General features: G+C 71.6%; 14 protein-coding genes. 8 read left to right on the top strand and 6 right to left on the bottom strand.

Going from position 1 to position 18805, the window contains the following annotated elements; all coding sequences use genetic code 11:
• Positions 1-13: 13 nt before the first annotated feature.
• The 4 genes from bpln_RS05710 to bpln_RS05695 all read left to right on the top strand — a co-directional run bounded on the left by bpln_RS05710 (position 14) and on the right by bpln_RS05695 (position 5304).
• Positions 14-856 carry an alpha/beta fold hydrolase gene (locus tag bpln_RS05710; protein ID WP_055138291.1) on the top strand — a complete coding sequence of 281 codons (843 nt, stop codon included), beginning with the start codon at positions 14-16 and terminating at the stop codon, positions 854-856.
• Between the two features lie 31 nt (positions 857-887).
• Entirely contained in the window at positions 888-1928 is a 1041-nt protein-coding gene (locus tag bpln_RS05705; protein WP_055138290.1) for a 2,5-dihydroxypyridine 5,6-dioxygenase NicX family protein, read from the top strand.
• A gap of 14 nt (positions 1929-1942) precedes the next feature.
• Positions 1943-2617 carry an isochorismatase family protein gene (locus tag bpln_RS05700; RefSeq protein WP_055138289.1) on the top strand — a complete coding sequence of 225 codons (675 nt, stop codon included), beginning with the start codon at positions 1943-1945 and terminating at the stop codon, positions 2615-2617.
• 344 nt (positions 2618-2961) lie between these two features.
• Entirely contained in the window at positions 2962-5304 is a 2343-nt protein-coding gene (locus tag bpln_RS05695; RefSeq protein WP_055138288.1) for a xanthine dehydrogenase family protein molybdopterin-binding subunit, read from the top strand.
• Between the two features lie 76 nt (positions 5305-5380).
• Here the strand turns inward: bpln_RS05695 and bpln_RS05690 are convergent, their stop codons facing one another.
• Complete coding sequence (locus bpln_RS05690) at positions 5381-5824, bottom strand: MarR family winged helix-turn-helix transcriptional regulator (protein WP_042624363.1); 444 nt, start codon at positions 5822-5824, stop codon at positions 5381-5383.
• Positions 5825-6336: 512 nt separating this feature from the next.
• On the opposite strand from bpln_RS05690, the gene bpln_RS05685 reads away from it, so the two are divergent.
• On the top strand, positions 6337-7644 hold the full coding sequence (locus tag bpln_RS05685; RefSeq protein WP_042624362.1) for an MFS transporter: 1308 nt from the start codon (positions 6337-6339) through the stop codon (positions 7642-7644).
• Between the two features lie 122 nt (positions 7645-7766).
• Here bpln_RS05685 and bpln_RS05680 read toward each other — a convergent pair whose 3' ends face one another.
• Positions 7767-8930, bottom strand: coding sequence for a porin (locus bpln_RS05680; protein ID WP_042624361.1), 1164 nt, complete (start codon positions 8928-8930; stop codon positions 7767-7769).
• A 519-nt stretch (positions 8931-9449) separates the two neighbouring features.
• Between bpln_RS05680 and bpln_RS35100 the strand changes: the two genes are divergently transcribed.
• Complete coding sequence (locus bpln_RS35100; RefSeq protein WP_141755401.1) at positions 9450-9716, top strand: hypothetical protein; 267 nt, start codon at positions 9450-9452, stop codon at positions 9714-9716.
• Here bpln_RS35100 and bpln_RS05675 read toward each other — a convergent pair.
• Together bpln_RS05675 and bpln_RS05670 are read right to left on the bottom strand one after the other, a co-directional pair.
• Positions 9707-10027 (bottom strand): DUF4148 domain-containing protein, encoded by a 321-nt coding sequence (locus bpln_RS05675; protein WP_042624360.1) that lies wholly within the window; start codon positions 10025-10027, stop codon positions 9707-9709. The two genes, bpln_RS35100 and bpln_RS05675, sit on opposite strands and share 10 nt — an antisense overlap.
• Before the next feature lie 209 nt (positions 10028-10236).
• A complete protein-coding gene (locus bpln_RS05670) occupies positions 10237-11118 on the bottom strand; it encodes a LysR family transcriptional regulator (RefSeq protein WP_055139455.1) in 882 nt (293 codons plus the stop codon).
• A gap of 595 nt (positions 11119-11713) precedes the next feature.
• Here bpln_RS05670 and bpln_RS05665 point away from each other — a divergent pair.
• Positions 11714-14317: a mechanosensitive ion channel family protein gene (locus bpln_RS05665; protein ID WP_055138287.1), complete on the top strand. Its 2604-nt coding sequence runs from the start codon at positions 11714-11716 to the stop codon at positions 14315-14317.
• A 257-nt stretch (positions 14318-14574) separates the two neighbouring features.
• Here the strand turns inward: bpln_RS05665 and bpln_RS05660 are convergent, their stop codons facing one another.
• Positions 14575-15531: a LysR family transcriptional regulator gene (locus bpln_RS05660; RefSeq protein ID WP_055138286.1), complete on the bottom strand. Its 957-nt coding sequence runs from the start codon at positions 15529-15531 to the stop codon at positions 14575-14577.
• A 118-nt stretch (positions 15532-15649) separates the two neighbouring features.
• Here bpln_RS05660 and bpln_RS05655 point away from each other — a divergent pair, with 118 nt between their 5' ends.
• Positions 15650-17161, top strand: coding sequence for a CoA-acylating methylmalonate-semialdehyde dehydrogenase (locus bpln_RS05655; RefSeq protein WP_055138285.1), 1512 nt, complete (start codon positions 15650-15652; stop codon positions 17159-17161).
• Positions 17162-17296: 135 nt separating this feature from the next.
• Here bpln_RS05655 and bpln_RS05650 read toward each other — a convergent pair whose 3' ends face one another.
• Positions 17297-18310, bottom strand: coding sequence for a zinc-dependent alcohol dehydrogenase family protein (locus bpln_RS05650; RefSeq protein ID WP_055139454.1), 1014 nt, complete (start codon positions 18308-18310; stop codon positions 17297-17299).
• Positions 18311-18805: the final 495 nt, after the last annotated feature.

The following is an 18805-nucleotide window of genomic DNA, read 5'->3' as shown; positions in this document are numbered from 1 at the left end:
CCGGGAGCCGACCATGACCGCCTCCACCTTCCTGTACGGCGCGAACGTCGCCGCCAACGGCATTCGCCAGCACTACCTGCGCTACGGCGGCGCGAGCGGCGAGCGCGCCGCGCGCTGCGCCGTGATCCTGATCCCCGGCATCACGAGCCCGGCCGTCACCTGGGGCTTCGTCGGCGAGGTGCTCGGCGCCGGCTTCGACACCTACCTGGTCGACGTGCGCGGGCGCGGCCTCAGCTCGGCCTCGGACACGCTCGACTACAGCCTCGACGCGCAGGCCGACGACGTCGCCGCGCTCGCCGCCGCGCTCGAGCTCGAACGCTTCGCGCTGGTCGGCCACTCGATGGGCGCGCGCATCGCCGCGCGCGCGGCGACCCGGATCGGGCGCGGGCTCGCCTCGGTGGTGCTGGTCGATCCGCCCGTCTCGGGACCGGGCCGCCGCGAGTATCCGGGCAAGCTGCCGTGGTACCTCGATTCGATGGCGCTCGCGCGCGCCGGCACCGACGCCGACGGCATGCGCGCGTTCTGCCCGAGCTGGACCGACGAGGAACTGCGGCTGCGCGCCGAGTGGCTGCATACCTGCGACGAGCGCGCGATCCTTGCTTCCTACGACGGTTTCCACCGCGACGATTTCCACGCCGACGCGGCGCGCCTGGCCGTCCCCTCGCTGCTGATCACGGCCGAGCGCGGCGACGTGGTGCGCGACGAGGACGTGGCCGAGCTGCAGCGCGCCACGCCCGCGATGCGCCACGTGCGCGTGCCGAACGCCGGCCACATGATTCCATGGGACAACGCGGCCGGCTTCTACGCCGCGTTCGGCGATTTCCTCGGCGCGCCGCTCGTGCCGCCGCGCGCCTGAGCGCCCCGCCCCCTTTCGACCGGAGCCGACCATGCCGATCAACGACACCCAACTGATCGACGCGTTCAAGCGCGTGCTGACGCTGTCCCGCCTCGAGGCGGGACAGACCGTGACGATCCTGACCAGTGCCTCGACCCATCCGCAGACGCTGCAATGCGCGCTGATCGCCAGCCAGCAGATGGGGGCGATCGTCAACCGCCTCGACCTGCCGCCCGTGAACGGCGAGAAGGCGTTCAGCCGCGATTCGCTGGCCTATCTCGGCACCACGCCGCTGACCGGCAACCATGCCGCGATCGCGGCGCTGAAGGCGAGCGACCTGGTGCTCGACCTGATGACGCTGCTGTTCTCGCCCGAGCAGCACGAGATCCTCGAGTCGGGCACCAGGATCCTGCTCGCGGTCGAGCCGCCCGAGGTGCTGGCGCGAATGGTGCCGACCGAGGCCGACCGCACGCGCGTGCTGGCCGCCGCCGCGAAGCTGCGGGCCGCGCGCGAGATGCGCGTCACGTCCGCCGCCGGCACCGCGCTGGTGTGCCCGCTCGGCGAATTCCCGCCGACCGCCGAATACGGCTACGTGGACGAGCCGGGCCGCTGGGACCACTGGCCGAGCGGCTTCGCGCTGACCTACCCGAACGACGGCACCGCGCACGGCACCATCGTGATCGACCGCGGCGACATCCTGCTGCCGCAGAAGCGCTACGTATCCGAGCCGATCACGCTGACCGTGGAAGGCGGCTACGCGACGAAGATCGAGGGCGGCGTGGATGCCGCGCTGCTGCGCGACTACATGGAGACGTTCGGCGATCCGGAAGGCTATGCGATCTCGCACATCGGCTGGGGGCTGCAGCCGCGCGCGCGCTGGTCCACGCTCGGCCTCTACGATCGCGAGGCCACCATCGGCATGGACGCGCGCGCGTTCGAGGGCAACTTCCTGTTCTCGCTCGGGCCGAACAACGAAGGCGGCGGCAGCCGCACCACCACCTGCCACATCGACATCCCGCTGCGCCACTGCACCGTGCGGCTCGACGGCGAGCCCGTCGTGCGCGACGGCCGCGTGCTCGACCAATCCGCCTGACGAGAAGGCCACGCATGAGCCAACCCAATTCCTCGCTTCATTCCGCCGCGGACCACGCCGAGGCCGGCGTCTATCGCCAGCAGGGCTTCGGCACGCCGCTCGCGCCGGCCGGCAAGGTCGGCCTGCTGATCGTCGACCTGGTGGTCGGCTTCGCCGATCCGGCCACCTTCGGCGGCGGCAACATCGCGGCCGCGATCGCGCGCACCACGCGGGCGCTGGCGATCGCGCGCGAACGCGGCTGGCCGGTCGCGCACAGCCGCATCGTCTACGCGGCCGACGGCAGCGACGACAACGTGTTCTCGCTGAAGGTGCCCGGCATGGCGACGCTGACCGAGGATCATCCGGCGAGCCGGATCGTGCCGGAACTGACGCCGGCCGCGGGCGAGCTGGTGGTGCGCAAGCAGGTGCCGTCGGCGTTCTTCGGCACCCAGCTCGCGCCGTGGCTCACGCAGCGCGCGGTGCGCACGCTGCTGGTGGCCGGCGCCGTGACGAGCGGCTGCGTGCGCGCGAGCGTGGTCGATGCGATGTCGCTCGGGTTCCGGCCGTTCGTGCTCAGCGACTGCGTGGGCGACCGCGCGATCGGCCCGCACGACGCGAACCTGTTCGACATGGCGCAGAAGTACGCGGCCGTGATGCCGCTCGACGACGCGATCGCGGCGATCGACGCGGCGCGCGCCGACGCGCGTTGAGTTTTTTGGCGCCGGGACGTTTGCAGGGGGCATGCGCCGGGCGCGATGCACCGCCGGCGGACGTGCTGCCAGCGGACGTGCTGCCAGAAAACGCGGCGGGAAAACGATCCGGGCCGGCTGGCGGCGGCCGTGATTCGTTACGCTCGTTCGTTGCCACGGATTGCGGTGGTGAGTTTGCCGTTTGCCGTTGCGGTTCACTGGCCGGCCGCGCCGTTTGACCGGCGAGTTTTGGCTGTCTAGATTGCTGGCTGCCGGCGCCGCGGCGTCGGCGCCAGCCCGCGCCGCGCCTCGAAGCCGGTTCATGCGATGAACCGCCCTCCACCCCTCACGCGGAACCCACGCTCGTGAACCGCTCCGAACTGCTCGCCCGCGACGGCTGCCTGACGGTGATCCGGCGCCCCGCGCCGCCCGTCAAACCGGCCGCCGGCCAGCCCGGCAGCCTGTCGTCGTATACGCCCGAGGTGGCGGAAGTGTTCGTCGCGATCCTCGACGACGGGCGCGTCCTCGCGTTCAACGGCCACGTCGATCTCGGCACCGGCATCCGCACCTCGCTCGGCCAGATCGTCGCCGAGGAACTCGACCTGCGGCCCGCGCAGGTCGCCATGGAACTGGGCCACACGGCGGCCACGCCGAACCAGGGGCCGACCATCGCCAGCGCGACGATCCAGATCTCGGCCACGCCGCTGCGCGCGGCCGCCGCGCAGGCGCGCCAGGCCCTGCTCGCGCTCGCGGCCGACCGGCTCGGCGTGCCGGCCGCGCGGCTCGCCACCGACGGCGGCAGCGTGTTCGTGAAGGATGATGGCGATGGCGACGATGGCGACGCCGTCGCTCCCGCATCCGCCGCGCCGCGCCGCCTCGCGTTCGCCGAACTCGTCGCCGGCCGGCGCATCGCGCTCGAACTCGAGCCGCGAACGCCCGTCAAGGATCCCTCGACCTATCGCGTGATCGGCCGCGCCTCGCCGCGCGTGGACCTGCCCGCCAAGGCCACCGGCGCGCCGACCTTCGTCCACGACATGCGCGTGCCGGGCATGCTGCACGGCCGCGTGGTGCGCCCGCCCTACAGCGGCCTCGACAGCGGCCCGTTCGTGGGCCGCCTGCTGGCCGGCGTCGAGCGCGAGTCGATCGCGCACCTGCCCGGCATCGTCGAGGTGGTGGTGATCGGCGACTTCGTCGGCGTGGTGGCCGAGCGCGAGGAACAGGCGCTGCGCGCGGCGCGCGAGCTGCGCGTGAACTGGCATCCGCTGCCGCCGCTGCCCTCGCTCGACGATCCGCGCGCCGCGATCGAGGCCGCGCCGGCCACGCGCCGCCCGCTGCTGGAGGAAGGCGACGTGGCCGCCGCGCGCGAGACGCCGGGCGCGCTCACGCTGTCGCGCACCTATGTCTGGCCGTACCAGCTGCACGGCTCGATCGGCCCGTCCTGCGCGCTGGCCGACTATCGCGCGCCGGGCGCCGGGCGCATCACCGTCTGGTCGGGCACGCAGAACCCGGTCACGCTGCGCTACGACCTCGCCACGCTGGTGGGCCGCGACGAGGCCGATCTCGACGTGGTGCGGATGGAGGCGGCCGGCTGCTACGGGCGCAACGGCGCCGACGACGTCTGCGGCGACGCGCTGCTGCTCTCGCGCGCGGTCGGCCGCCCGGTGCGCGTGCAGCTCACGCGCGCCGACGAACATCTGTGGGAGCCGAAGGGCACGGCGCAGGTGGTCGACGTGACCGGCACCGTGAGCCGCGACGGCCGCCTGCTCGGCTACGATTTCGCCACGCGTTATCCGTCGAACGACGCGCCGCTGCTGGCCTCGCTGCTGACCGGCACGGTGCCGGTCGTGCCGCGCGTGTTCGAGATGGGCGACCGCACCGCCGTGTCGCCCTACGAGAGCCCGAACCGCCGCTTCGTCTGCGACGACCTCGCGCCGCTGGTGCGCTCGTCGTGGTTTCGCGGCGTGTCCGCGCTGCCGAACTCGTTCGCGCACGACGCGTTCGCCGACGAATGCGCGGCGCTGGCCGGCGTCGATCCGCTCGAATTCCGCCTGCGCCACCTGTCCGACACGCGCGCGGCCGAACTGCTGCAGGCGGTCGCGACGCGCGCCGGCTGGGTGTCCCGCGCGGCGCGGCGCGAGCCCGAGCCCGAGCCCGCGCCGGCCGACCCGGCGCGCCTCGCGCGCGGCCGCGGCATCGCCTACGCGCGCTACGTCCACAGCCGCTTTCCCGGCTTCGGCGCGGCGTGGTCGGCATGGGTGGTGGATCTGGTGGTCGATCGCCTGACGGGCGAGATCCGCGTGGAGCGCGTGACGGTGGGCCAGGACACCGGCACGATGATCAACCCCGACGGCGTGCGCCATCAGATCCACGGCAACGTGATCCAGGTGTTGAGCCGCTCGCTGAAGGAGCGTGTGCGCTTCGTCGACGGCCGCGTGGCGACGCGCGAGTGGGCCAGCTATCCGATCCTGACGTTTCCGGAGCTGCCGGCCGTGGACGTGGTGCTGATGCCGCGCCAGGGCGAGCCGCCGCTCGGCGCCGGCGAATCGGCCTCGGTGCCGGGGCCGGCCGCGCTGGCCAACGCGATCTTCGACGCCACCGGCGTGCGCTTCTGCGCGCCGCCGTTCAATCCCGAGACGATCCGCGCGGGCCTGCGCGCGGCCGGCAAGCTGCTCGACGCGCAGCCGGCCGCGCCGACGGGGCGGCCCTGATCCGGCGTGGCGCCCGCGGCGAAGCAATCAACGGCTGTGCAAACGGCGGAGGTGGCGGCAAAGGCCGCGGCGGCGCTCAGGCGTCGTCGCCTTCCATCATCTTGTTGAGCAGGAACTGCAGCGCGACGCGCTCGCCCACGTTCAGCGCGCCGTAGGTGCGCTCGGTCACCTGCCGCGCGAACGGCACGGTGCGATCGATCAGCGCGAGCCCGGCCGCGCTCGCGCGCACCACCAGCTTGCGGCCGTCGCTCGGATCGGGCAGCACTTCCACCAGCGAGCGCGCCTTGAGCCGCTCCACCACGCCGCGGATGGTGGCCTGGTCGATCGCGGTGGTCTTGACGATGTCGTTCAGCGAGCAGCCCTTCTTTTCCTTGACGGTGCAAAGCGTGACGAACTGCGCGGCGGTCAGGTCGGAATCGGGGATCGCCTCCTGGAAGATCGCGACGTGACGCTGGTAGGCGCGCCGCAGCAGGTGGCCGATCTGGTCGTGAAAGTCGTAGGAATCTTTGGAGGACGGCATGAACGGCGGCGGCCCGACGGCCCGGAATCGAAAGACACGCAGTGTACACCCTCGACTTTTGCGCTCCGCGAGCTTCCCGCGCGCCGTCGCGACCAGATCAAGGGACGACTCGAACCCTGCCTCGCGCCCCGCCTCGCACCTCGTCCGGCAAGCCTCGCGCGCGCGCCGGCGGCCGCCGCGCGGGCACGGAAGATGCATGACGTGAAGCCTCGACAATTCATGATGTGTACGCTTCATTTTCATGCGAATCCGCACTATTCGAGTGCGACGATGCCGGCCCGCGGGACCCGCACGCACCGTTCCCGATCCTCATGGAAACCCCTAGTGAAACAATGGATTCCACCCGCACGACGGGTTTCGGCGGGACACTTTTCGAGCTTCGTACACTCGACAATTTTATAGTGTGTACGCTCATTAAATGGCGTGATATACAGACTACCGGGCGCCGCCGCGCACCCGATCGCGGCGGCCGGCTTCCACCCAACCCCACCCATCCGAACAGGGGCAGTCCCATGTCAACGACTCATCCGAACGCGGCCCTGCCGGCCGCACCGGCACAACAGCAGGCGCTGTACCGCAAGGTCACGATCCGTCTCGTCACGATCTTCTGCCTCTGCTACTTCGCCGCCTACCTGGACCGGATCAACATCGGCCTCGCGAAGCTGCAGATGCTCGACGCGTTGAAGTTCAGCGACTCGATCTACGGGCTCGGCGCGGGCCTGTTCTTCGCCGGCTACATCCTGTTCGAGGTGCCGAGCAATCTGGTGCTGCAGCGCGTGGGCGCCAAGCTCTGGATCGCGCGCATCATGATCACCTGGGGCATCCTCTCGGGCGCCACGCTGTTCGTGAAGACACCGATGCAGTTCTACGTCGTGCGCTTCCTGCTCGGCGCGGCCGAGGCCGGCTTCCTGCCCGGCGTGCTGCTGTACCTGACGCAGTGGTATCCCGACGCGCGCCGCGCGCGCATCGTGGCGCTGTTCATGGTGGGGCTGCCGCTGTCGAGCATGGTGGGCAGCCCGATCTCGGGCTGGATCATGCGCGCGTTCGACGGCCTGCACGGGCTGGGCGGCTGGCAGTGGCTGTTCCTGCTCGAGGCGCTGCCGTCGATCGTGCTCGGCTTCGCGGTGCTGCGCTGGCTGCCGAATTCGATCGAGACCGCCGCGTGGCTCGACGCCGCCGAGAAGCAGACGCTGCGCGCGAACCTCGACGGCGATCCGGCCGACAACAAGAGCCACGCGCTCGCGCGCGCGTTCAGCGACCCGAAGGTGTGGGCGCTCGGCATGATCGACCTGTGCGTGCTGCTCGGGCTCTACGCGGTGAGCTTCTGGCTGCCCACCATCCTGCGCGACACGGGCGTGAAGGACGCCTACCAGATCGGCTGGCTGATGGTGATCCCGAACGCGGCCGCGGTGCTCGCCACGCTCTATTGCGGCGCGAGTTCGGACCGCACGCGCGAGCGCCGCTGGCACATCGTGGTGCCGTTCGCGATCGCGGCGGTCGCGCTGGTGGCCGCCGCCGGCGCGCCGCACGGCACGCTGATGACGCTGCTGCTGTTCTCGCTGATCAACGCGGGCGCCGCCGCCGCGATGCCGGTGGTCTGGTCGCTGCCGTCGATGTTCCTGAAGGGCGCGGCCGCCGCGGGCGGGATCGCGTTCGCCTGCTCGCTTGCCAACCTCGGCGGCTTCGGCAGCACCTACTTCATCGGCTGGCTGCGCGACACGTTCCATTCGCAGAGCGCCGGGCTCTACGGCTTCGCGGCCTGCATGCTGGTGGGCTGCGCGCTCGCGCTCGCCTATCCGAAGCAGCTCGTCAACCGCTGAGGTGGCGGGGGCGTCGCCCCCTCTCTTCACCGCGAAAACGAGGATGCGGAACCGTCGCCGGTTCCGCGTTTTTTCATGCCCGACCGACGCGGCTCAGGTCGCGCCGGCCCGGTCCCGCGCGATCAGAAGCGGTGGCGCAGGCCGATGCGCGTGGCGAACTGCGAGTTCGCGCCCGCGTTGCCGAGGAACGACGACGACGAGCCGATTTCCGCCTGCACCGGCACCACGCGGCCGGCCACCGTGTTGCTGCCGGCCGCGTGCTGGTAGACCGCCAGCAGGTAGACGTCGGTGCGCCTGGACAGCGCGTAGTCGAGCGCGCCGCTCAGCTGGTGCCAGCGGCCGTCGAAGGTGCCGCCCAGGTCCGAGAACGTATAGGCGAGGCTGGCCGCGAGCGGCGTGGCGAGCTGGTACTTGCCGCCGATTTCGTAGTTGTTCAACGTCGAGGACGGCAGCAGCAGCGGCTGGAACTGCGTGTGCGTCCAGTTCGCCCAGGCCACCGCCGGCCCGAGCGTGTAGCGCGCGCCCACGCCGACCGTCGAGAGGCTGCGCAGCCCCTGCGTGTTGACGTTCGCGATGCTGACGCTGAACGCCGGCGCGGCCGCGTTCGGGAAGCGGATGCTGGTATAGGCCGCGCCGATGCCGACCGGCCCCTGCGCGAAGTTCGCGCCGAAGCTGTAGGTGCTCGACGAGCCCTGCGTGGTGGTGGTGCCGACCGTGGTGGTGGGCGTGCCGGCGAAGTTCGTCGAGTTCGAGAAGCCGTACAGCGCGCCGAACGTGAGGCCCGAGAAGTTCGCGCTGGTGAACTTCACCGCGTTGTTGATGCGGCTGGAGGTGAGCTGGTCCAGATCGTTGATGTGGTAGGCGTAGTTGCCGGCCACGGTCTGGCTGCCGGCCGAGTAGTTCGCGCCGATCACGTCGGTCGAGAACGAGTACTGGCGGCCGAACGTCAGCGCGCCGACGCCGGCCTTCGACAGGCCGACGTAGGCCTGCCGGCCGAACAGCGCGCCGCCCTGGCCGAGCGTGCCGTCGCCGCTGCTGAAGCCGCTCTCGAGCACGAAGATCGCCTTGAGGCCGCCGCCCAGATCCTCCGAGCCGCGGATGCCCCAGCGGCTGCCCTGCGCGACGCCGTCGCCGTACTTGACGAGGTCGCCGTGGCCGGTGCTGGTGGCGGCCTTGTTCGTATAGGTCACCCCGGCGTCGATCACGCCGTACAGCGTGACGCTGCTCTGCGCGTAGGCCGAGGCGCCGAACGCGCCGAGTGCCGCCAATGCAATGCTCTTCTTCATTCCTGTTCCTGACGATTCCTGATGATGAAACGACACGGGCAGCCGGCCGGGCCGGCGCTCGCGACGCGATGAAACGAACCGGCCGGCCTGGCCGCCGCCAATGGCGCGAGCGAAAACCGCGCGCGTGACGACGCCTCGCCGGGCAATGCGCGATCAGGTCGAACGATTCGCTGGATTCAGTCGAGGCCCCGTCGGCGGCAGCCGGTCGATCGGACCGGTGGCCGCCCCTCGCCGTCGCGCGGAACGCGCCGGCAGAACGCCGCGCTCCGTGATGACCGGAGCCGTGGCTGGCTTCGCAATATTTTGTGGAATATAGCCAGCTGTTGGTAAAGCGTAAACGTTTTCATCGTCACTGTCGGCTGGAGACGACAGTTTTGGTGCCGGATGGCTTGACGGCGCTCGGTTCGGAGGCGGGAAGCGGGCCGGCGGATTCGCACCAAAGGCGTGGCGGTCCTGGCGTTTCAGCCGGAGCGGAGGCGCCGGCCGGGGGTGAGCGCGGCGCCTGGCAGCGAGCGGGGAATGAAGCCGGAAGCCGAATGCATCAAACGCGCGCGAAGTCCGGTAACGGCGAGCGGAATCGGGGCAATGCGTCGGGTGGGCGGTGACCTGAGCGAGGTGCTCATCGGCCCGGGCATGCTGGTCGTCGCGACATCAAAAAGACAAGGGCGACCCCAAGGGCCGCCCTTCCTTCACCTGCCGCTCGATCGCGAAACGATCATCCGCTTCGTGTACCTGATCGATCCGGCAGCGATACGAGGCCGACGTGATGCGATCGATCACGGATGACGATACATCGCGTCCCAATCCGACTTCGACACCACCGGCCGGCTGCCCGACTGCGTCGCGTTGCTCACGCCGCCGTAGCCGCTCGTGTCCACGCCGTTGACTGCCGCGACCTGACGCTCGGCGGCCTGGATGTCGGCCGGATAGCGCGTATCGGCACCGGCGGACGGGCGCCAGCCGGTCTGTTCGAGCTGCACCAGTTCGGCGCGCACCTGCGCGCGGGTGACGGGACCGTTCGACTGCGCCTGGGCGAACGAAGCAACCGGAACGACGAGCGCGGCGGCCACGGCAACGGCCTGGATCAGATTCTTCATGATCGATACCTCCTGGGTGTTGGTGTGTTCGGTGCGAACTGTTTCGCAACCGATGGAATGCAGTGTAGGCGCATCAACACCTAGGGTTAACGCTTAAATCGTGACAACAGTATTTCTTGATGCAGAACAATGGGCGGCCAGTCCGATGCACTAGTGCGCCGCCGCCCGGCAGCGGATTCCGGGTGTCGGGGCCGGGCCACCCCGCCGCGTCATCGATGAGGCGTGGGCTCGCGCGCGGCGGCCGTCAGGCATTCGGCGAACGCCGCGGCGGCCCCGGGCCGCTCGCCGGCCGTGCGCTCGACGTAGCCGATCTCGCGCGTCGGCGGCTCGCCGCCGAGCGGCAGCGCCGCCACCGTGCGCGGCAGGCGCAGCGCACTCGCGAGCGGCACCAGCGCCACCCCGACACCGCGCCCCACCAGTTCGACGATCGCCTGCAGTTCGTCGAGTTCGACCACGTCGTGGACGTCGGCGCGAACCTTGCGCAGCCAGCGATCGACGATGCGCCCGCCGAACGAGTTGCGGTCGTAGCGCACGAACGGCTCGCGCTTGAGCAGCGCGCGGGCGTCCTCGTGGCGCAGCGCGCGCGGCACCAGCAGCACGAACGGCTCGTGCGCGAGCGCGCGCCATTTCAGCTCGGCCGGCAGCGCGAACGGCGGGCGGATCAGGATCGCGCCGTCCACCTCGCCGGAATCGACCTGCGCGAGCAGGTTCAGCGACACGCCCGGGATCACGCGCACGCGCCAGCCCGGCGCGCGCTCGCGAAACGGCACGATGGCGCGCACCAGCAGCGAGGTCTGCGCCGAGGCGATCGCGCCGATCCGCAGCAGGCCGCTGTCCTGCCCGGGCACGCCCGGGTCGGCGAGCCGCGCGTAGGCGGCCAGCAGTTCCTCCGCACGCTCGACGGTGCGCCGGCCCGCCGCGTTCAGCGTGGCCGAGCGGCCGGTGCGATCGAACAGCGCGAAGCCGAGTTCGTCCTCGAGCCGCTGGATCTGCGCGCTGACGGCCGACTGCGTGAGGCCGACCTGCGCGCCGGCGCGCGCGAACGTGCCGTGGCGCACGACGGACAGGAAGGTTTTCAGTTCGCGGATCATGGGCCGATTGATCGAAATCATTGCTGGAAGGCCGCCAATATAGCGTGCTTCGCAACGCATTCCTTCATGCATTTCGGGTCACGTCGACGGTATTCCTCAGGCCGGGCCGAACCGGCCCGTACCCGATGCCTTGGCCGCCGTCGTTGCGCCCGCAACCAGTCCGGGCGCCGTCATGACGTGCCATGCGGCGCGCACGGCCATGCCGCCCCGGATGCGCGACGCGGCACGCCTCTTGCGTCCTCGCGTCCGCCCCACGCGCGAGAGGCCGCGAGGCCGGCGCGGCGAGCCATCGCTCGCGAGGGTTTCGGACCGCCCCGTCAAGCCCGCCCGGCGGGGCGGCCCGCCTGCCGCCGGCGACGCAAGCGCTTGATTCGCAACGCCCGCCCGCCGGCCAGCGCGTTCGCGGCGGCGCCGGCCCGGGCACCCTCCGGCCAGTACCGGACCGCGCCGGCCCGGTGGCCCGGCGCCCGATGCGCCGCCGCGCGCGGCTTGCCATGCCGCCGGAACTAATCGGTGCCGGGTCCGATCATGTTAACTTCCTCCTCGTTTTCCATGATCGGCCGGCGCGTCGTGCGCGCGGCCACCCACGCCCAACATGCGACAGATCCTTATCGGCTGGCTGCTCGCCATCGTCGTCACGTCGGCCCAGGCGGCCGCGCCCGCCGCGGCGGCCTCCACCGCCGTGCCGCCGCTCACGCCGCAGCAGGCGCAACAGGCGCTCACCGTGCTCGAGAATCCGCGCCAGCGCGCGCAGTTCGAATCGACACTGCGCGCGATCGCCGCCGCCGGCGCGCTGAGCACGCCCGCCGCACCGGCCAGCGCCGCCAGCGCGGCCTCGCCCGCGAGCGCCGCGCCGGCCGCCTCGAGCCCCACCGCGTTCCTCAGCAACGGGCTCGCCTCGCAGCTGATGCGCCAGGGCTCGCACTGGGCCGCGCAGATCGGCAACGCGCTGCGCGACTCGATGCGCTCGCTGCTCGACGTGGGCTCGGTGGGCGCGTGGTGGCGCACGAAGCTCACGCATGCCAACGAGCGCGCCGACTTCGCCAGCTTCCTGCAGCTGATCATCGCCGCGCTGGCCCCCGCGCTGCTCATCGAATGGCTCGCGCGCCGGCTGCTGCGGCGTGCGCTGACGGCGCTGGCCGCGCGCCGCGCCGGCGGCGTGCTGGCCGGCGAGCCGTCGTCCGAATCCGCGTCCGAATCCGCGCTCGAATCGCCCGCGGCCCCGTCGCCGGCCGCCGCCGACACGCCCGCCGACGTTGCCACGCTCGCCGCGGCCGGCACCGGCGCGAGCGCCGCGCCGCGTCCCGACGAGCCCGATCACGCGCAGCGCGCGGCCCACGCCACGCGCGGGCGCGGCCACGCGCTGCGCCACAGCACGCTGCTGCAGCGCATGCCGCGCGCGCTGGTGAGCCTCGCGCTGCGCGCGATTCCGCTGCTGGTGTTCGTCGGCGTGGCGACGCTGATGATGTCGATCCTGACCGACGACGACACGCCCGCCGCCAACGCGATCGGCTCGCTGGTGGACATCTACGTGATCTGCCGCGCCGTGGCGATCGTCTCGCGCCTGTTCTTCCAGCCCGACGCGCCGCAACTGCGGCTGCTGCACATCGGCGACACCTGGGCCGCGTTCACGCAGCACTGGATCCGCCGCATCGTGATCGTGATCGGCGCCTGTTCGGCGGTGGTCGAGACGGCCGGCAGCTTCGGCCTGAGCGACGCGGGCCACGTCGCGCTGATGAAGGCGGTGGCGCTGATCGGCCACGTGATGGTGTCGATCCTGATCCTGCAGTGCAGCCGGCCGGTGGCCGCCTGGATTCGCGCGCAGTGCAGCGGGCAGCCCTCGCTCGCGGTGCTCGGCAACGCGCTGGCCGACGCCTGGGCGCCGGTGGCGGTCTTCATCGTGATGGCGCTCTGGTTCGTCTGGGCGCTCGACGTCCACAACGGCTACCACGTGCTGATCGCGCTGGGCGGCCGCTCGATCGCGGTGATGATCGGCATGCGGATCGTCTCGATCGTGGTGTTCGGCGCGCTCGCGCGCCTGTTCGAGCGGCACGGCAGCGACCACGGCACGGTGATGCACCGCCATGCCTATCGCTACTATCCGCTGCTGCGGCAGGTGGTGTCCGGCGTGGTCGGCATCGTCACGCTGCTGCTGTTGCTGCAGATCTGGGGCGTGCCGGTCGCGCGCGCGTTCGAGGCCGGCACCATCGGCCACCGCCTCGCCTCCGCGCTGGTGACGATCGCGATCGCCGCGCTGGTCGCGCTGCTGGTGTGGGAAAGCGCGAACATCGCGATCGAGCGGCGCCTCGACCGCTGGACCAAGCAGGGCAACCTGATGCGCGCCGCGCGGCTGCGCACGCTGCTGCCGATGCTGCGCTCGCTGCTGTTCGTGCTGATCGCGCTGGTGGTGGTGCTGACCGGCCTGAGCGAGCTGGGCGTGAACGTCGGGCCGCTCCTGGCCGGCGCGAGCATCTTCGGCGTGGCGCTCGGCTTCGGCTCGCAGAAGCTCGTGCAGGATTTCATCACCGGCATCTTCCTGCTGATGGAGAACGCGATGCAGGTGGGCGACTGGGTCACGCTGGCGGGCGTGTCGGGCACCGTCGAATACCTGTCGATCCGCACCGTGCGGCTGCGCGCCGGCGACGGCTCGCTGCACACGGTGCCGTTCAGCTCGGTGTCCACCGTCAACAACACCAATCGCGGGCTCGGCAACGCGGCCGTGAAGGTCAGCATCCTCTACAGCGAGGACATCGACCGCGCGGTGGAAACGCTCAAGGAGATCGGCGCCGCGCTGCGCGAGGACCCGAAGTACAAGGACGGCATCCTGTCGGACTTCGCCTACTGGGGCGTCGATTCGGTGGACGGCTCGGCGATCACCATGTCGGGCCAGGTGCAGTGCCGCGACAGCGGACGCTGGGGCGTGCAGCGCGAGTTCAACCGCCGCATCGCCGTGCTGTTCGCCGAGCGCGGCATCCGCATCGCGAACCCGCAGCGCACCGTCTATGCGCGCGATCCGGCCGAGGCGGGCGATGGCGGCGAGGCCGGCGGCGATCCGCGCGACCCCGATGGCGGCAGCGACCGTGGCGGGCCGAAGGATGGGGCGCCGGCGAACGGGAAGGCCGATGCGTCCTCGGCCGCGGCGCAGGCCGACAAGCCGTCCACGGCCGCGCCCCACGCGCCGCCGCCGACCAAGTCCTGACGGCACCTTGCCGGGCCGTGGCCGATGCCGCGGCCCGGCCGCGCGCAATGCCCGCGCCCGCGGCCTGCGAGGCGCATCGGAACCGGGCCGGATTACGCATCAGCGCCGCCCCTATCGCTCGCGTCGCGGCCCGCGGACCGCTTCGCAGCCGGACCGGATGAATCGCCGGCGCCGTGCGTCCCCCGCGCCGTGACGCCCATGATGGTCGTCGCGGCTCGCGATGGCCCGTGGCGCCCCGTCACCGCCCGGCCGCCCCTTCAGCGCCCGTCCCCACCCTCGTCGAAGCCGCCCGCGAACGCCTCGCGCAGATAGGCGACGAACGCCCGCACCACGCGCGGCACGTGCGTCGCGTAGGGCCGCACCGCCAGCAGCTGCTCGGCGAACACGCCCACCGGGCGCCACTCGGGCAGCACGCGCACCAGCGTGCCGGCGCGCAGCGCGGCCACCGCCGTGAAGTCGGGCAGCAGCGCGATGCCGAGCCCGTCGAGCGCCGCGTCGCGCAGCACCTCGCTGTTGTTCGCGCCGAGCGGGCCGGCGATCGGCACCGTCACGCGCGCGGCGCGCTGGCGCCGCGTGCCGGTGCGCTCGAAGGTCCACGCCGCCGAATCGTGGCTGCGCGGGTAATAGAGGCAATCGTGGCCGGCCAGCTGGTCCGGATGCGCGGGCGCGCCGCGCGCGGCCAGGTAGGCCGGCGTCGCGACGATCACCGAGCGGGTGCGGCACAGCTTCCAGGCCACGTGCGTCTCGGGCGCCGCGGCGCTGTGGCGGATCGCCAGATCGAAGCCCTCGGTGGCGAGCGAGGCGAGCCGGTCGGACACGTCGAGCTGGATCCGCACCGCCGGATAACGGCGCCGGAATTCGGCGAGCCGCGGCACCAGCTGCTGGCGCGCAAGCGCCACCGGCGCCGTCACGCGCAGGCTGCCGCGCACGTCGCCTCCGGTGTCGCGCACGCCCGTGAAGCTCTGCGAGATGCGGTCGTAGAGCGGGCGCGTCTCGTCGGCGAGCCGCAGGCCCGCCTCGGTCAGCCGCACGCTGCGCGTGGTGCGCTGCACCAGCGGCACGCCGGCCGCGCGCTCGAGTTCGGCGATCTTCAGGCTGACGGCCGCCTTGCTCACGCCCAGCCGCCCCGCGGCGCCGGTGAAGCTGCCCTGGTCGGCCAGCACGGTGAGCCAGTGCAGGTGGACCCAGAGGCTTTCGATATGGTCGGTTGGCATCGCTCGATCGTTCAGAAATTTAAACAATGATTTCATCGCCAGTGTATATCCAGCGCGCCGGGCGGCTCCTACACTGCCGGACATCCACACTGGCATCGGCCACATCCCGGAGGAGCACATGGATTCGTACACCGATCGCGCGGACGTCGAACATTTCATCGGCGGCCAGCGCACCGCCGGCCGCGGCACGCGCTCGCAGCCCGTCTACAACCCCGCCACCGGCGACGTCGCGCGCACGCTGCGCCTCGGCGACGCGAGCGACGTGGACGCGGCCGTGGAAAGCGCGCGGCGCGCCTTCGCGGGCTGGAGCAACACGCCGCCGATCCGCCGCGCGCGCGTGATGCTGCGTTTCCTCGAACTGATGAACCAGCACCGCGACGCGCTGGCCGCGATCATCACCGCCGAGCACGGCAAGGTGTTCAGCGACGCGCAGGGCGAGGTCTCGCGCGGCATCGACGTGATCGAGTTCGCGTGCGGCATCCCGCAGCTGCTCAAGGGCGACTACACCGAGCAGGTCTCCACCGGCATCGACAACTGGACCACGCGCCAGGCGCTCGGCGTGGTGGCCGGCATCACGCCGTTCAACTTCCCGTGCATGGTGCCGTGCTGGATGTTCCCGGTGGCGATCGCGGCCGGCAACTGCTTCATCCTGAAGCCGAGCGAGCGCGATCCGTCGGCCTCGCTGTTCATGGCTGACCTGCTCAAGCAGGCCGGGCTGCCGGACGGCGTGTTCAACGTGGTGCAGGGCGACAAGGACGTGGTGGACGCGCTGCTCACGCATCGCGACGTGAAGGCGGTCAGCTTCGTCGGCTCGACGCCGATCGCGAACTACATCTACGAGACCGGCGCGAAGCACGGCAAGCGCGTGCAGGCGCTCGGCGGCGCCAAGAACCACATGGTGGTGATGCCCGACGCCGATCTCGACGCGGCCGTGGACGGCCTGATCGGCGCCGGCTACGGCTCGGCCGGCGAGCGCTGCATGGCGATCTCGGTGGCGGTGCTGGTGGGCGAGGTGGCCGACCAGCTGGTGCCGCGCCTGGCCGAACGCGCCCGCCAGCTGAAGATCGGCAACGGCATGAACGCCGAGTCGGAAATGGGCCCGGTGGTCACGCGCCAGGCGCTTGAGAAGATCGAGGGCTACATCGGCCTCGGCGTCGAGGAAGGGGCGACGCTGGTGGTGGACGGCCGCGGCCACCGGGTGGCGGGCCACGAGCACGGCTTCTTCACGGGCGGCACGCTGTTCGACCACGTCACGCCGGAGATGCGCATCTATCGCGAAGAGATCTTCGGGCCGGTGCTGGCCTGCGTGCGCGTGAAGGACCTGGGCGAGGCGATCGAGCTGATCAACGCGCACGAGTTCGGCAACGGCGTGGCCGTCTACACGCGCGACGGCCATGTGGCGCGCGAGTTCGGCCGCCGCATCGAGGTGGGCATGGTCGGCATCAACGTGCCGATCCCGGTGCCGATGGCATGGCACGGCTTCGGCGGCTGGAAGCGCAGCCTGTTCGGCGACATGCATGCCTACGGCGAGGAAGGCGTGCGCTTCTACACGCGCCAGAAGTCGATCATGCAGCGCTGGAACGAGAGCATCGAGAAGGGCGCCGAGTTCGCGATGCCGACCGCGAAGTAAGCGGCGCGGGCCGCGCGGCTCTCGCCCGCGGCCCGCCCGCATGATGAAAGAAAGGCCGGCGCGCGGCGCCGGCCTTTTCACATCGTCAGCTCGTCACATTCTCACATCGGGCGCGCGGCCCGCGTGCCTTGCGCTTTACCACTCCACCACGATCTTGCCGAAGTGGCCGCCCTGCTCCTGCCAGCGGAACGCGTCGGCCAATTCCCCGAAACCGAAGCTGCGGTCGATCACGGGGCGGATGCCGGTGGCCTCGAGCGCGGCCACGTAGTCCTGCTGCTGGCGCCGGCTGCCGACGATCAGCCCCTGCAGCCGCGCCTGCTTGCCCATCAGCGCGGCGGTCGGCACGTCGCCCTGCATGCCGGTCAGCACGCCGATCAGCGAGATGTGGCCGCCCACGCGCACCGCGTCGATCGACTGCGCGAGCGTACCCGGCCCGCCCAGCTCGATCACGTGATCGACGCCGCGCCCGCCCGTCAGCTCGCGCGCCACGCGGCCCCAGTCGGGCGTCTGCCGGTAGTTGACGGTGTGATCGGCGCCGAGCGCGCTGGCGCGGCTCAGCTTTTCGTCCGACGACGAGGTGACGATCACGGTCGCGCCCGACGCCTTGGCGATCTGCAGCGCCGCGATCGAGACGCCGCCGGTGCCAAGCGTGAGCACCACGTCGCCGGGCTTCAGGCCCGCGTCGCCGACCAGCGCGCGCCAGGCGGTCAGCCCGGCGGTGGTGATGGTCGCGCTCTCGGCATGGCGCCAGCCGCGCGGCGCGTGCGTGAACGCGCCGGCCGCGCGCACCACCACTTCGGTCGCGAAGCCGTCGATGCCGTCGCCGGGCGTGCCGGCGAAATCGCCGACCGGCGTGGACGGCGCGCCGTCGGCCCAGTGCGGGAAGAACAGCGAGACCACGTGGTCGCCCGGCGCGAATTCGGTCACGCCCTCGCCCACCGCCTCGACCACGCCCGCGCCGTCGGACATCAGCACGCGGCCGTCGGCGGTACCCATGCCGCCCTTGGCGACGATCAGGTCATGGAAATTGAGCGAGGTGGCGTGCAGCGCGACGCGGAGCTGGCCCGGGCCGGGCCGTCCCGGGTCGGCCACGTCACGGATCTCGATGCGCTCGAGGCCGCCGGGGGCGCGGAACACGGCGGCCTTCATGCGAGCCTCCGGCGGACGGTGACGGCCGGCGCGGCGGCGGCCGCGCGCGAAATGGAAACGACTGAATGCATGCTGGACTCCCTCGAAATCGGGTGGGAAGAAAGCGCCGGCGCCGGCGGCCTCGTCACGGCAAGGCACGGCACGGCGATGCGCGGTGGAGCCGGTGCCGGCAGCGAACGCCGAGGCGCCGCGCGGCAAGGGCTCCATGATCGCTCCGTGGCCGCGTCGCTGCCAAGCCGAAATCGCGCGCGGGTTGACGGGGGCGTGCGCGGCGAAGCAGCGGCAGGCCGGCAGCGCCGAGGCGCCCGACAACGGCAAGCGGCAAGGAGCAAGAGACAAGCGGCACGCCCGCCGCCGACACTCGCGCGTACCCACGTTTGCTTCCGGGTTTCCTCGTCGCCCCCGTATCGGCCGCTCGCCGCCGCCCGGACCGCAACCGGCGCCCGCCGCCCGCGTTCCGCCCGCCCGCGTCCGGCTCCGGCAAGAACGCCGAAA

This window comes from Burkholderia plantarii, from assembly GCF_001411805.1.
Lineage (GTDB): Bacteria > Pseudomonadota > Gammaproteobacteria > Burkholderiales > Burkholderiaceae > Burkholderia > Burkholderia plantarii.
The sequence above is the reverse complement of the archived record's forward strand: the minus strand, read 5'-3'. Positions and strand labels throughout refer to the sequence as shown.

What these genes read in the sequence shown, in the direction of transcription:
- bpln_RS05710 (WP_055138291.1), top strand. Translation starts at nt 14, where the DNA reads ATGACCGCCTCCACCTTCCTGTACGGCGCGAACGTCGCCGCCAACGGC.
- bpln_RS05705 (WP_055138290.1), top strand. Translation starts at nt 888, where the DNA reads ATGCCGATCAACGACACCCAACTGATCGACGCGTTCAAGCGCGTGCTG.
- bpln_RS05700 (WP_055138289.1), top strand. Translation starts at nt 1,943, where the DNA reads ATGAGCCAACCCAATTCCTCGCTTCATTCCGCCGCGGACCACGCCGAG.
- bpln_RS05690 (WP_042624363.1), bottom strand. Translation starts at nt 5,824, where the DNA reads ATGCCGTCCTCCAAAGATTCCTACGACTTTCACGACCAGATCGGCCAC.
- bpln_RS05685 (WP_042624362.1), top strand. Translation starts at nt 6,337, where the DNA reads ATGTCAACGACTCATCCGAACGCGGCCCTGCCGGCCGCACCGGCACAA.
- bpln_RS05680 (WP_042624361.1), bottom strand. Translation starts at nt 8,930, where the DNA reads ATGAAGAAGAGCATTGCATTGGCGGCACTCGGCGCGTTCGGCGCCTCG.
- bpln_RS35100 (WP_141755401.1), top strand. Translation starts at nt 9,450, where the DNA reads ATGAAGCCGGAAGCCGAATGCATCAAACGCGCGCGAAGTCCGGTAACG.
- bpln_RS05675 (WP_042624360.1), bottom strand. Translation starts at nt 10,027, where the DNA reads ATGAAGAATCTGATCCAGGCCGTTGCCGTGGCCGCCGCGCTCGTCGTT.
- bpln_RS05670 (WP_055139455.1), bottom strand. Translation starts at nt 11,118, where the DNA reads ATGATCCGCGAACTGAAAACCTTCCTGTCCGTCGTGCGCCACGGCACG.
- bpln_RS05665 (WP_055138287.1), top strand. Translation starts at nt 11,714, where the DNA reads ATGCGACAGATCCTTATCGGCTGGCTGCTCGCCATCGTCGTCACGTCG.
- bpln_RS05660 (WP_055138286.1), bottom strand. Translation starts at nt 15,531, where the DNA reads ATGCCAACCGACCATATCGAAAGCCTCTGGGTCCACCTGCACTGGCTC.
- bpln_RS05655 (WP_055138285.1), top strand. Translation starts at nt 15,650, where the DNA reads ATGGATTCGTACACCGATCGCGCGGACGTCGAACATTTCATCGGCGGC.
- bpln_RS05650 (WP_055139454.1), bottom strand. Translation starts at nt 18,310, where the DNA reads ATGAAGGCCGCCGTGTTCCGCGCCCCCGGCGGCCTCGAGCGCATCGAG.